The sequence below is a fragment of the Burkholderia sp. AU33803 genome (assembly GCF_002223095.1).
In the GTDB taxonomy this organism is placed as follows: domain Bacteria; phylum Pseudomonadota; class Gammaproteobacteria; order Burkholderiales; family Burkholderiaceae; genus Burkholderia.
Map to the genome: position 1 here is coordinate 427,345 of NZ_NKFJ01000006.1, position 12,565 is coordinate 439,909.

Below are 12,565 nucleotides of genomic sequence, written 5' to 3' on the forward strand. Positions count from 1 at the left end.
ACTTGAATCATTGAATGGCCGCCGGAACATGCCGTCACGCTGAATTAAGCGATCAAGAATAATTAAAATGAAAGAGTAATTCTAGTGATCTGAAGGATTTCGTGCCGCAACATCATTGCCAGTAAAGGATTGCTGGTTGTTCGATAAAAGCGGCTGATTCGGCTGATTATTGTCGACAGCGCGCGCAATGCACGCATAATCCTGTTTTCTTTCAATTGCCAGACACTGTCCGTCGTTAGCATCATTGCGGGTTTTTTAATATCCGAATGATCTTTGACAACGCGGCGCAGCACCGCCTATTTTTGTGTTGTCGTAAATTTGGGTCATATAAAAGTTGTCCAAACTGCAGGGGGCGTCCGAGCACCATTCTCGCCAGCAGTTTGCTGTGTCTGTATCAAGTTCAGTCTCTTGGAAGTCCAATCCCCAACCGCCGACTGCCAACCGTGCAACGCGAGTGGCGGGTTCGCCTGCGCGTTCCGCAGGCGTTGGCGGCCTGTGTGAAACGGTATCCGAATCAAAGGACAGAGATGAAACCAGACAGGAGCTGTACCGGCAGCCGCCGTGGCCGTCACGGCCGGTTGGCCGGGCTAGGTGCATTGACCGTCATGACACTGGCGCTCGCGGCATGCGGCGGCGACGATTCGTCGTCCGTCGGTGCGTCGAGCCTCGCGCAGGCCACCGCCAGCCAGCAGGCCAGCGCGCAACAGGCGGCCGCGCAGACGCCGGCCAACCAACCGTACGTCGACCCGGTCGCGTATTCGATGAATGCGACCGACGGCCTCGCTCCCGGGCAGGTGTCCGAGAAAACCGCCGTCATGCATTACCAGTGGAAGAACGGCGGCACGACCGTCAACTACACGACGACCACCGGTCACCTGACCGCGCAGGACGCGAACGGCAACCCGGAAGCGTCGATGTCGTATGTCGCGTACACCGCGCCGAGCACGAACGGCAAGCCGCGCCCCGTCACGTTCGTCTATAACGGCGGCCCGGGCTCGTCGTCGATCTGGCTGCGGCTCGGCTCGTTCGCGCCGACCCGCGTGGCCACGCCCGATCCGCTGTTCGGCAGCAACTGGCCGAACTATCCGCTCGTCGACAACGCCGAAAGCCTGATCGACACCACCGACCTCGTGTTCATCGACCCGCCCGGCACCGGGCTGTCGGAAGCCGTGTTGCCGAACACCAACCAGAAGTACTGGGGTTCCGATGCGGACGTGAACATCATGCGCGACTTCATCCAGCGCTACCTGAACGTCAACAGCCGGAGCACGTCGCCGATCTACCTGTACGGCGAATCGTACGGCACGCCGCGTACCGACATGCTCGCGCTGGCGCTCGAATCGGCCGGCGTGCACCTGACGGGCATCGTGCTGCAGTCGGCGATCCTCAACTACTTCGCGGATGCGGTGGAAGCCGTCGCGATCACGCAGTCGACGGAGGGGCTGCTGCTCGAAACCGATACCGTGGCCGGCTACCTGCCGGGTTATGCGGCGGTCGCGGCGTACTTCAACCAGGTGTCGCCGGCGCCGGTGAACCCCGATCTGTACGCATTCCAGACGGAACTGTTCACGACGCTGATCTACAACCAGCTGCAGAAGTATTCGCAGTCGTGGGTGTTGAGCCAGCTCGGCATTCCCGATGCGCTCGGCACGCCGGTGTTCCCGAGCGATGCGACGCTCAGGCTGTGGTCGATCCCGTCGAGCCTCACGCAACAGGCGCTGCGCGGCTACTTCAACGCGAATCCGTTCGGCACGAGCCTCTTGCCCGGGACGACGATCGGCCGGTATGACGGACGCGTGTCGTTGCCGAACTCCGATCCGCGCCTGCAGAACGACGGCGACCCGTCCGACATCCTGATTTCGCAGCCGTTCACGAACGCGCTCGCGACGCAGATGCCGGATTACCTCGGCTACACCGCACCGAACGCGACGTACCTGCCGCTGAACGACAACATCATCGGCGTCTGGGACTTCACGCACGACGGCCAGCCGATGCCCGACACGATCCCCGATCTGCTCGGTGCGCTGCAGCTCAACCCGAAGCTTCGCGTGCTCGCGGAGAACGGCTTCCACGATCTCGCGACGCCGTTCTTCAACACCGAGAAGCAACTCGCGCGGCTGCAGACGGTGAAGGGCTTCAATCCGAAGCTGCAGGTGAACTTCTTCCAGGGCGGCCACATGATCTACCTGGACGACGTCGCCCGTCCGCAGATGAAGCGGGACCTGAAGACGTTCTACAAGGGCGCGCGGATTCCGACGGCGCTGACGCTGCACACGCTGCCGCCGCCGTGGCCGGATGAAAACCCGCCGAGCGTGCCGACCGGCAGCGTCCCGGGCGCGACCGCCGGGACGACGCTGGCGGCGGCCCCGTGAGCGGCCCCGAGCGACGGACTCCTTGTCAAAGGAACCCTCTATTCATCCATTGAATGCGAGTGATCATGTCCCTAATCAAATTGATGCGGCGTATGTCTCCGTTGATCGTCCTCGGTGCCGTGATGAGCAGTGCCTATGCGTTGCCGCCGCAGGCGGTGGCGCCGGTGAAGCTGCCGCACGGCGGCCGCGGTGTCGACGGTCCGTTCTTTCCTGCCACGAAGGCGGCGCCGGTGTTGCCGTCGACCGGCGCGACGCTGCAGCAGCAGGCGCAGCAGCGTGTCGATGCGCGGCTCGGCGCCAATACGGTGCTGAGCAACGGCGCGGCCGTGACGAAGGCGCAGGCGCAGAGCAGCGGTCTCGGCTTCGTGTCGAAGCACTTCGACGAGATCGATGCGAAGCACACCGGCCGCGTGACGATGAGCGATGTGCGGCAGTTCATCCAGCAGCGGCAGGTGCAGGCGCAGCAGGAACAGCAGGACGAGTGACGTAGCAGGCAGGGCGGCGGCCGGTGCGGAAGCCTTCGCACTGGCCGCCGGAAGATGAACGACAGCGTGAACGACAGGCGCTAGAGGGCCTGGCGCGCGTAGCGCTTCGCGGTGGCCGACGGCAGTTCGCCGAACATCGCGCGGTAGTCCTGCGCAAAACTGCTCAGGTGCCAGAAGCCCCACTTGGTGGCCGCGGTCGTCACGGAGTCGCCGAGCCGAAGCTCGCGGCGCACGTGGTTCAGCCGCACGGCCCGCAGGTACGCGATCGGGTTCAGGTTCAACGTGTCCTGGAACGCGTATTGCGCGGTGCGCCGGCTGACGCCGAGTTCCACGCACAGCTCGGCGATCGACAGCGGGCACGTCGATGCATCCTGCAGCCGCTCCCGCACCGCATTGACCAGCGACCAGTACTTCGTCGGACGCACGAGCTGTGCGCCGGCCTCCGGCGTCGCGGCCGTCATCACTTCAGAGATCGCGTAGAGCACGGTGCGTTCGAGCAGTTCGATCCTGTCCTGCGTCGTCACGTCGTCGATGCGGGTGGTTTTTACGGCGGCGGCCAGTGTCTGGCGCAGCAGGTCGCGCAGATGATCGGCCACACCGGTCGCCATCGGGATCACCGGCGCATGGGTTTGAGCGCGCAGCGACGCGGCCACCGTGCGCAGCGCCTGCGTCGACAGCTTCTCCGGCTCGATTTCGACGTTCACGAGCAGATGGCGGTCGGGCGAATAGAACTCGAAGGCCGGCTGGCTCGAGAACACGTGCAGGCTGTCGCGCCCGCTCTTCTCGCCGCACAGGCGCGCATGCCCTTCCAGTTCCAGCGGCACGGCCACGGCGATCCGCTCCGTCGGCACCGCGCCTTGCTGCAGGATGACCTTGTCGAGATCCTCGACCAGCAACTTGATGCCGCCCAGCGACACGATCGACGACGAGCCGTGAAACCGCCCGCCGGAGATCTGCGTGTAGTTCATGTTCCAGCCGTCGAACGCGCGCGCCTGTTCCTCCACGTCGGTGAACGCGCAGAACGCGACCGTTCGCGCGAACAGCGGGTCGCCGGAGAAATCGCTCGGGTGGGCAGGCGGCGTCATCGAGGGCGGAGGGCGGGAACGGGCGGGCCGGATCGATTCATTGTAGCCGCTCGTCGCGTCGGTCAAAAAGCGCCGGACGGGCATCGCCTCGTCAAAACCCTGACTTGCCGAAATCCGATAGTGGAAAACCTTTCGGCACCCTATCTTTGGCAGCAATAGAACGCTGGAGAGACGGTGATGGAACTTCCCCGTGGCGGATTCTGGAGAAACTGGGTCGGCAATCAGTCGTGCGTGGCCGCGCACCTGGCCGCGCCCACCAGCGAGGCCGAGATCGCGGCGCTGGTGCATGCCGCGACGCGGCAAGGCAAGCACGTGCGGTGCGCGGGGTCGGGGCACTCGTTCACGCCCGTGGTGGCCACCAGCGGGCTGCTGCTGTCGCTGCAGGACTACCAGGGCATCGTGGAGGTCGACGAAGCGCGCAAGCGCGTGACCGTGAAGGCCGGCACCAAAATCAATGCGGTGACGCGGCACCTGAAGGCGCTCGGCCTGTCGCTCGTCAACCAGGGCGACATCGATTCGCAGGCGATCGCCGGCGCACTGGCCACCGGCACGCACGGCACCGGGACGACGCTCGGCAACCTGTCGTCGCAGGTCGTCGGGATGCGCATCGTGCGCCCGGACGGCTCGATCATGAAGGTGAGCGACCGGCAGGACCCCGACCTGCTGCATGCGACGCAGGTGAACATCGGCATGTTCGGCGTGGTGTCGGAGATCACGCTGCAGGTGACCGATGCGTTCTGGCTGCACGACCGCGTGTGGCGCGAGGACTTCGACGCGCTGATGGAGCAGTACGACGACCTGGCCGCGAAGCACCGGCATTTCGGTTTCTTCTGGTGCCCGACGTCGGCTAGCCGCGAGCTCTACTGCCTGCCCGACACCACGAAGGTGTCGAACTCGAAGAAGGACTACGACGTGTGCGAGATCAAGGTGATGGATATCACCGACGCGCGCACGTTCCATGAAGGCGAGCACGAGAAGATCGCCTACAGCTCGGAGGTGTATGCGATCCACTACGTGCCGAACTTCCACGAGCTCGAGTACGCAGTGCCCGCGCAACACGGCAAGGAAGCGCTGCGCCGCGTGCGCGAGCTGATTCTCACGAAACATCGCGACTGCATTTTCCCGGTCGAGTACCGCTTCACGAAGGGCGACCCGGCGTGGATCAGCCCGTTCAACCACCAGGACAGCGTCACGATTTCATGCTCGGGCGGCCCGAACGGCGTCGACTACTGGCCGTTCCTGAAGGACGTCGACGCGATCCTGCGCGACTACGGCTCGCGGCCACACTGGGGCAAGCTGCATTTCACGAACCGCGAGGACGTCGATCGCTGGTTCCCCAAGGCCGAAGCGTTCCGCGCGCTGCGCCGCAGCGTGGACCCCGAAGGCTATTTCCTCAACGATCACCTGCGGACGCTGTTCAGTTGAGCAGACCGAACGAACCAGAATGGAGCACGCAACATGAATGTCAAGATTGACGGCCGCCTGGCCGGCAAGGTCGCGATCGTGAGCGGCGGCGCCGGCGGCTGCGGCGGCGCGGCGTCCGAACTGTTCGCCGCCCAGGGCGCGAAGGTCGCGATCATCGACCGCGACGGCGTCGCCGCCGAAACGCTCGCGTCAAAGCTGCGCGACGCGGGCCTGCAGGCGATCGGCCTCGGCGCCGATGTGTCGAAGCAAGCGGAAGTCAAGCAGGCCGTGAGCGCCGCACGGGAGCAGTACGGCAACGCGGACATCCTGTTCAATCACGCCGGCACGCTGATCGTCAAACCGTTCCTCGACATCGAGGAGTCGGAGTGGGACTGGCTGATGGGCGTGAACGTGAAAAGCATGTTCCTGATGACGCAAGCGGTGCTGCCGCAGATGCTGGAGAAGGGGCGGGGCAGCATCGTCTGTACGTCATCGATTTCCGCGGTGTGCGCGACGCCGGGCGAGGTGCTGTATGACGCGACCAAGGGCGCGTGCCACATGTTCGCGCGGGCGATAGCGGTCGAGTATCGCGACCGCGGCATTCGTTGCAACGCGCTCGCGCCGGGGTTCATTCGCACGCCGCACGGGATGCGCGAACTGAAGGACCTGCAGGCGATGGGCGTCGACGCGACCGAGGCGGCGATCGCGGTTCAGCAAGGCCGCCTGTGCGAGCCGTCGGAAGTCGCGGCCGCCGCGCTGTTCCTCGCGTCCGACGAGTCGAGTTTCGTCAACGGCACGCACCTGTTCGTCGACAACTGCTTCTCCGCCGTCTGATCGCGGATGCCCGCAAGATTCAACCGCTGCGAGGCGGTTGAATTTCGTCGTTGCGCGTAGAGATAAAAAACCGACTCGCGGCACGAAGCCGGCGAGTCGGTTTTTTTCAACCTGCGTCGAAGCCGCTTCAGACAGACGGATCGATGTTCGCCTCGAGTTCGCGGATGCGCTCGAGATTGCGCGTGTCCCTCAGCACCGGCGGCCCCGCGAACGTGTTTCGCACGCCGAAGCCATACCAGATCACCGTCAGCACGACGACGAAACCGACGAGCACGTACAGCACCTTCCCGTTCGGCGGCTGGATGCCGACATACGCGAGCACGCAGGCGCCGACCAACGCGAGCAGCGCACACGGCTTCGACCAGATCCCCAGCTGAAAGGGACCCTTGTCGGTCCACGAGCGGCCTTCGGCCAGCATCCCGGAGCCGATCGGCATCGCATACGAGATGAACAGGAACACCGCGCTGCCGGCGCTCAGCACCGAGAACGCGTCGCCGTACAGCGTGACGACGATCGCGAGCACCGCGCACGTCCAGATCGCGGGGCCGGGCGTCCGGTGCGTCGGGTTCACGCTGCGCAGCAGCTTCGACGCCGGCAGGCCGCCGTCACGTGCAAACGCGTACACCATCCGCGACGTCGACATGATCGCCGCGAGCCCGCACACGTAGTTGATGAAGAACATCGCGAGTTCGAGGGTGACGCGCAACGCCTTCGGAATCGGCGCGAGAATCGCCTCGAAAAAGCCGGTGCCCTGCTTCATGCTGGCGGTCAGGTCGGGCATCACCAGCACGAACGCGCACACCATCACGTAGCCGAACACCGCGGACCAGAACACCGACCCGATGATGCCGCGCGGCACGTTTTTGGCCGCGTCGTGCGTCTCTTCCGACGTGTGCGCGGAAGCGTCGAAGCCGGTGATCGTGTAGGTCACGAGCAGCAGGCCGGACAGGAACGCGAGCGGCGTGGCCTGCTTCGGCCATGCGCCGCCATCGACGCCGGTGAAATTGGTGAACGTCACGAGGCGATGCGCATCGAACGCGACCGGCGAGTAGACGAGCAGCGACACCACGAGCGCGATCGTCACCACGAAGATGAGGTAGCCCGACAGGTCGGTGATCTTGCTCGCGATCCTGATGCCGCGCGCATTCAGGATCGCCTGCGAGATCGTGATGAACGTGATGAACGCCGTCTGGTGCCACCAGGTCAGGCTGTCCGGGCTGACGCCGAACATCGGCGCGATCAGCGTCTTGAAGAACGGATCGTAGGTGCCGAAATTGATCGCGGCGATCACGAAGATCAGGCCGATCAGGTTGAGCCACGCCGTCATCCACCCCCATTTCTTCCCGCCGAGGATCGCGCCCCAGTGATAGAGGCCGCCGGCCGTCGGAAACGCGGACGCGATCTGCGACATCGACACCGCGACGATCAGCGCGAACAGCGAGCCCAACGGCCAGCCGAGGCCGATCGACGCGCCGCCGGTGGCCGAAAACGCGAGCTGGAACGCGGTAATGCCGCCCGACAGGATGCAGATCACGGAAAACGACACCGCGAAGTTCGAGAAACCGCTCATACGTCTCGACAGTTCCTGCGCATAGCCCATCTTGTGCAGCAGACTTACGTCACTGTCGGTGCCTGAATCAGGCAGGCGTTTTGCATCCATGGTCGCTCCGTCACGAATGTCCTGCTTGGCAGGACCGTCATCGCCGCCCGGGCCAGGCAAGCTGGCCCGCTCCTGGGATTCGTCGGCGGCTCGCGATGCCGTGTGGAGCGGCCATCGTTTGCCAGTCCGATGCGTGAACGGTATGAAATCAAATTTCCTGGCTCTATCAGATTTCGGCAATGGAGTGAAAATCCCGAGGGATGCACCGGAACAGGGCGTGTCGGCCCGTTTCGTCGCCGGGAGGAATGGGAGCGTGACGGGGGCGCGGCGGCGGCGATGGGCGATCGCCGCATCGCCGCCACGCCAGTGGCCCCGGACGCACGCCGGAGCCGGCGACGGCCTATTCCGCTTGCGGCTTGCCCTGTCGTGGTCCGAAGCGCGCGCGATAGTCGCGCGGCGATACGCCGACCTGCTTCGCGAACGCGCGCTGCAACGCGTCGACGCTGCCGAATCCCGACCGCTCGGCGATGCGTTCGAGCGGCCAGTCGGCCCGCTCCAGTAACGCCTTCGCGCGCTCGACGCGTGCGGCCAGCACGAACTGCGCGGGCGATCGTCCGGTCTCCTTGAGAAAATTGCGCGCAAACGATCGTTCGCTCATGTGCATCCGCGCGGCCAGCGCGGCGACGCCGAGATCGCCGGCCGGATCGTCGGCGATCTCGGCGAGCAGCGCGCGCATGCGCGGCGTTGCGTTGGCCAGCGAGCCGAGCCCGACGCTGAACTGCGCCTGGCCGCCGGGCCGGTGCATGAACAGCACGAGTTCGCGTGCGACCGCGAGCGCGGTCGGCGCGCCGCAATCCGCCTCGACGAGTGCGAGACACAGATCGATGCCGGCCGTCACGCCGGCCGACGTATGGAACGGCGGATCGCTGACGTAGATCGCGTCCGGTTCGATCCGCGCGTCGGGACGGAGTGCCTGCAACATCGCGCACTGGTTCCAGTGCGTGGTTGCGCGTCGGCCGTCCAGCCATCCGCCCGCCGCCAGCACGAATGCGCCCGTGCAGATGCTCGCGATGCGCCGCGTGCCGGCGATCCGCGTGCGCAACCACGGCAGCACGCCGGCTTCCGACGCGGCATGGCGCAGCGCCGCTTCATCGCCGCCGGCGACGATGAGCGTGTCGATCCGCTCGGGCAGCGCCGCGAGCGCGGCCGTGCCGGCGAGGCGCAGGCCCGCGTGCGTGACGATGTCGCCGCCGTGTTGCGACGCGAGCGTGAGCCGGTACGGCGCGGCATGGTCGGGAAGGTGACGGTTCGCGACCGCGAACACTTCCATCGGGCCCGTGATGTCGAGCGACTGGACGCCTTCGAAGCCGACGACGACGATGTCGCGTGCCGAACAGGTTGACTGGGACATGGCGGAAAGTGCGGTGGAGTTGTCCTTGTGACCGCGAGCATGATCCTTGTAATTTTCGGGACATGCAATCGACGGATGCGGGTGAACGATGCGGGGACGGAAGACAGGCGGGGCGGTGCTGCTGGTGTGCGCGATGCTGGGCGCATGGGCCGCGGGGTGGCATGTGCCGGTGAAGGCGGAGGACGCACGGCCGGTCGCCCAGGCGCTGACGATCGGCGCGCCGAAAGCGGGCCGCACGCGGCCGCTCGTGGCGATCGTCGCGGACAACGCGGGTACGGAGACGACCGATTTCATCGTGCCGTACGCGATGCTGAAGGCATCCGATGCGGTCGATGTCGTCGCCGTATCGGCCGCCGAGGGCGAAGTCGAACTGATGCCCGCGCTGCGCATGCTGGCCGATACGACGTTCGACCGGTTCGATGCCGCGACGCCCGCGGGGGCCGACGTGGTGATCGTGCCCGCGCTGCATCGCGCGGACAGCCCGGCGGTGCTGACATGGTTACGCAAGCAGGCCGCCGCCGGCGCGACGATGGTGGCGATCTGCGAGGGCGCGGAGGTGCTCGCGAACGCCGGCCTGCTGCGGCATCGCACGGCGACGTCTCACTGGTATGCGCGCGACGGCCTGCGCCGGCGCTTTGCCGATACGACGTGGGTCGACGATCGCCGCTATGTGATGGACGGCAACGTCATGACGACGACCGGCGTATCGGCGTCGATTCCCGCTACGCTGGCGTTGGTGAATGCGTTGGCGGGGCCGGCAGTGGCGCGCGAGACGGCGCGGCGCGTCGGCGCGCAGTCATGGAGCGACGTTCACGACGGCAGCCGGTTCGCGTTGACGGCGCGTGCGGTGGCGGTCGCGCTGACCAACCGTGTCGCGTTCTGGCGGCACGAGACGTTCGATCTTCCGGTCGAACCCGGGTTCGACGAGCTTCCGGTTGCATTGACCGCCGACGCGTGGTCGCGGACCTGGCGCAGTGACGTCGTCGCGACGGCCGACGCGCGCGTAATCGAGTCGAAGCACGGGCTGCGGTTGCTGGCGCAGCCGGCGAATGCTCGGCACACGCGCATGGCGATGGCGGCCGACCGGCGCGGGGACGCGGTGCTGCCCGGTGTGCTCGGCGACATCGCGGCACGCTATGGCGATACGACGTCGGGTTGGGTCGCGCTGCAACTGGAGTATCCGAGGTAGCGGCGCGTCGTGCGCGCCATGCGGGCATTGCGTGCCGCGCTTGTGACGGAATTCGCCGGCGCGGGGCAGCGGGATGTCGAGGCAGGGCAGTGTCATGTCGATCTCGTCGCGAACGATGTGCTGCCGCCGCGCGCGCCGCGAACCGCGACGCCCGCTCGGCGACACGCTGGCCGAGCGGCGCGCCGACATCAAGGCGCAATCACCGTCATCCTGAACGGGCCGCCATGCGCCGCCGCATGCGCGACCGCGTCGTTCGCTTCGTCGAGCGGGAAGCACGTTACGTCGAACAACCCGAGGTCGAGCAACCCGCCGCGGACGAGCCCCGCCATCAGCGTCACGGCTTCGGTCGGGTACATCCACTTGCCGCGTAGCGTGATGTCGTTGCGCATGATCCACGGGTACGGCAACTCGAGCCCCGCGCCGCCGAGCATGCCGACGCCGCCCATCAGCACCACCCGCCCGTAGGGCCGCACCGCCATCACGGCGGCGCGCACCGTCGTCGCCGGCACCGACGGCGGCATCAGGTCGATCACGCAGTCGATCGGCCCCGGTGCCGCCTGCTGCATGCGGGTGCGATCGGTGGCTTCGTCGCCGGTCAGCGCGACGGGGCGCACGCGTTCGCCGAAGCGGCGCGCGAGATCGGCGAGCACACCCGCATTGCGGCCGGGCGCGACCACGCACTGCGCGCCCATCGCCAGCGCCACCGCGATGCATGCGCTGCCGAAGTGGCCGGTCGCGCCGCTCACGAGCACGATCTCGCCCGCGCGCAGATCGGACGCGAGCAGCCCGCCGTACGGCACGAGCAGCGTATTGAGCGCGCACCACCGCGCGGCGTCGGCCGGCGCGATCTCGCCGATGCGCACCGCGTTCTCGGTCGGCACGCGCACCCGTTCGGCAAACGGCCCATCGTGGAAATGGCGCTGCAGTTGCTGGCCGCCGTCGCCGCGTGCGCTCCAGCCCTGCAGCACGATGTCAGGCATCCGTGCGTCGTCGCGCGAGCGCACGGTCGGGTCGCAGAACACCCAGTCGCCGGGCTGCAACTGCGTCGCATCGGGGCCGCTTTGCCGGACCCGGCCGATGGCGCCGCAGCCGGGCACGATCGGCAGCGCGAGCGGATAGCGGCGCTCGCCGCTGAACACTTCCTGTGCGTAGGGCAACACCGGCGTCGCGACCACGTCCACGATGACCTCGCCGGTGCCGAGCACCGGATCCGGCATCGTTTCGATCGCAAGCGGCGTGCCGAACGACTTCAGAATCGCAGCTTTCATGAGGCTTCCTGACGGCAGGGGACGCGCCGATTCTGGCAGGCTTAGAATCCGCAACAAGGCCCGGCACGAACCCAGGATTGCCCGATACCACCCTGCACGGAGCGCACCCGATGACCGTCACCCCGCGAACCCCGTTCGGCGATTTCCTGCGCTCGCGGCGCAAGAAACTGCGCCCGGATGCCGTCGGCCTGCACGACGGCCCGCGCCGGCGCACGCCCGGCCTGCGGCGCGAGGAAGTCGCGGAACTGGCCGGCATCGGCGTCGACTGGTATGTGCGGCTGGAACAGGGGCGCGACGTCAACCCGTCGGAGGCGACGCTCGATGCGCTGGCGCGCGCGTTGCGGCTGGACAAGGCCGAGGCCGCCCACCTGCGCGCCCTCGCGCGGCGCGACGCATCACGGGCATTCGTGCCGGAGCGGGTGCCGCCGTCCATCGCGCGGCTCGTGGCGAACCTGAACCAGCCCGCCTACGTGACCGGGCGTCGCTGGGACATCCTCGTGTGGAATGCTGCTGCGGCCGACCTGCTCGGCTTCGACCGGCTCGCGCAAGCCGACCGCAACATCCTCGTCTACATGTTCGTCGAGCCGCACGCGCGTGAGCTCTTCGCCGCGAGCTGGGCCGACGAGGCGCGCCGGATGATCGCGTTGTTTCGCGCGAGCCACGATCTCCATGCGAGCGATCCGGCGTTCATCGCGCTGGTGGCGCGCTTGCGCACGAGCAGCAGCGAGTTCGCGCAATGGTGGGATGCGCATGACGTGCGCAGCGGCGTGTCGGGGCAGAAGGTGTTCGCGCATGCGCGACAGGGCGTGCAGCGCTACGAATACGCGACGTTCCAGGCGAACGACGATCCCGCGCTGAAGCTGGCGATCTATACGCCGGTCAGCGGGGATGATGGGGATTGAAGTAGCTTCAATTGC

At 66.7% G+C, this 12,565-nt stretch carries 10 protein-coding genes; 6 read left to right on the forward strand and 4 right to left on the reverse strand.

Features of this window, described 5'->3' with window-relative positions:
- Positions 1 to 527: 527 nt before the first annotated feature.
- On the forward strand, positions 528 to 2,372 hold the full coding sequence (locus CFB41_RS19170; RefSeq protein ID WP_089457524.1) for a peptidase S10: 1,845 nt from the start codon (positions 528 to 530) through the stop codon (positions 2,370 to 2,372).
- Between the two features lie 92 nt (positions 2,373 to 2,464).
- Positions 2,465 to 2,857, forward strand: coding sequence for a 2-oxoglutarate dehydrogenase (locus CFB41_RS19175; protein ID WP_244132267.1), 393 nt, complete (start codon positions 2,465 to 2,467; stop codon positions 2,855 to 2,857).
- An 80-nt stretch (positions 2,858 to 2,937) separates the two neighbouring features.
- Here CFB41_RS19175 and CFB41_RS19180 read toward each other — a convergent pair whose 3' ends face one another.
- The gene (locus CFB41_RS19180; protein WP_089457525.1) at positions 2,938 to 3,942 is read right to left on the reverse strand and encodes a helix-turn-helix domain-containing protein; all 1,005 of its coding nucleotides are present in this window, start codon (positions 3,940 to 3,942) and stop codon (positions 2,938 to 2,940) included.
- 177 nt (positions 3,943 to 4,119) lie between these two features.
- On the opposite strand from CFB41_RS19180, the gene CFB41_RS19185 reads away from it, so the two are divergent.
- Both CFB41_RS19185 and CFB41_RS19190 read left to right on the forward strand, forming a co-directional pair.
- A complete protein-coding gene (locus tag CFB41_RS19185; protein WP_089457526.1) occupies positions 4,120 to 5,367 on the forward strand; it encodes a D-arabinono-1,4-lactone oxidase in 1,248 nt (415 codons plus the stop codon).
- 33 nt (positions 5,368 to 5,400) lie between these two features.
- Positions 5,401 to 6,180: an SDR family NAD(P)-dependent oxidoreductase gene (locus tag CFB41_RS19190; protein ID WP_089457527.1), complete on the forward strand. Its 780-nt coding sequence runs from the start codon at positions 5,401 to 5,403 to the stop codon at positions 6,178 to 6,180.
- Positions 6,181 to 6,307: 127 nt separating this feature from the next.
- Here the strand turns inward: CFB41_RS19190 and CFB41_RS19195 are convergent, their stop codons facing one another.
- Both CFB41_RS19195 and CFB41_RS19200 read right to left on the reverse strand, forming a co-directional pair.
- Entirely contained in the window at positions 6,308 to 7,840 is a 1,533-nt protein-coding gene (locus CFB41_RS19195) for an amino acid permease (RefSeq protein ID WP_089457528.1), read from the reverse strand.
- 340 nt (positions 7,841 to 8,180) lie between these two features.
- Positions 8,181 to 9,191 carry a GlxA family transcriptional regulator gene (locus CFB41_RS19200; RefSeq protein ID WP_089457529.1) on the reverse strand — a complete coding sequence of 337 codons (1,011 nt, stop codon included), beginning with the start codon at positions 9,189 to 9,191 and terminating at the stop codon, positions 8,181 to 8,183.
- A gap of 88 nt (positions 9,192 to 9,279) precedes the next feature.
- Here CFB41_RS19200 and CFB41_RS19205 point away from each other — a divergent pair, with 88 nt between their 5' ends.
- On the forward strand, positions 9,280 to 10,380 hold the full coding sequence (locus tag CFB41_RS19205; protein WP_089457530.1) for a DJ-1/PfpI family protein: 1,101 nt from the start codon (positions 9,280 to 9,282) through the stop codon (positions 10,378 to 10,380).
- Positions 10,381 to 10,568: 188 nt separating this feature from the next.
- Here CFB41_RS19205 and CFB41_RS19210 read toward each other — a convergent pair whose 3' ends face one another.
- Positions 10,569 to 11,648 carry a zinc-binding alcohol dehydrogenase family protein gene (locus tag CFB41_RS19210; protein WP_089457531.1) on the reverse strand — a complete coding sequence of 360 codons (1,080 nt, stop codon included), beginning with the start codon at positions 11,646 to 11,648 and terminating at the stop codon, positions 10,569 to 10,571.
- A gap of 110 nt (positions 11,649 to 11,758) precedes the next feature.
- Between CFB41_RS19210 and CFB41_RS19215 the strand changes: the two genes are divergently transcribed.
- The gene (locus CFB41_RS19215; RefSeq protein WP_089457532.1) at positions 11,759 to 12,550 is read left to right on the forward strand and encodes a helix-turn-helix transcriptional regulator; all 792 of its coding nucleotides are present in this window, start codon (positions 11,759 to 11,761) and stop codon (positions 12,548 to 12,550) included.
- Positions 12,551 to 12,565: the final 15 nt, after the last annotated feature.

Excerpts from the sequence above, each read along its gene's own strand:
- CFB41_RS19170 (WP_089457524.1), top strand. The coding sequence starts at position 528 with ATGAAACCAGACAGGAGCTGTACCGGCAGCCGCCGTGGCCGTCACGGC.
- CFB41_RS19175 (WP_244132267.1), top strand. The coding sequence starts at position 2,465 with ATGTCTCCGTTGATCGTCCTCGGTGCCGTGATGAGCAGTGCCTATGCG.
- CFB41_RS19180 (WP_089457525.1), bottom strand. The coding sequence starts at position 3,942 with ATGACGCCGCCTGCCCACCCGAGCGATTTCTCCGGCGACCCGCTGTTC.
- CFB41_RS19185 (WP_089457526.1), top strand. The coding sequence starts at position 4,120 with ATGGAACTTCCCCGTGGCGGATTCTGGAGAAACTGGGTCGGCAATCAG.
- CFB41_RS19190 (WP_089457527.1), top strand. The coding sequence starts at position 5,401 with ATGAATGTCAAGATTGACGGCCGCCTGGCCGGCAAGGTCGCGATCGTG.
- CFB41_RS19195 (WP_089457528.1), bottom strand. The coding sequence starts at position 7,840 with ATGGATGCAAAACGCCTGCCTGATTCAGGCACCGACAGTGACGTAAGT.
- CFB41_RS19200 (WP_089457529.1), bottom strand. The coding sequence starts at position 9,191 with ATGTCCCAGTCAACCTGTTCGGCACGCGACATCGTCGTCGTCGGCTTC.
- CFB41_RS19205 (WP_089457530.1), top strand. The coding sequence starts at position 9,280 with ATGCGGGGACGGAAGACAGGCGGGGCGGTGCTGCTGGTGTGCGCGATG.
- CFB41_RS19210 (WP_089457531.1), bottom strand. The coding sequence starts at position 11,648 with ATGAAAGCTGCGATTCTGAAGTCGTTCGGCACGCCGCTTGCGATCGAA.
- CFB41_RS19215 (WP_089457532.1), top strand. The coding sequence starts at position 11,759 with ATGACCGTCACCCCGCGAACCCCGTTCGGCGATTTCCTGCGCTCGCGG.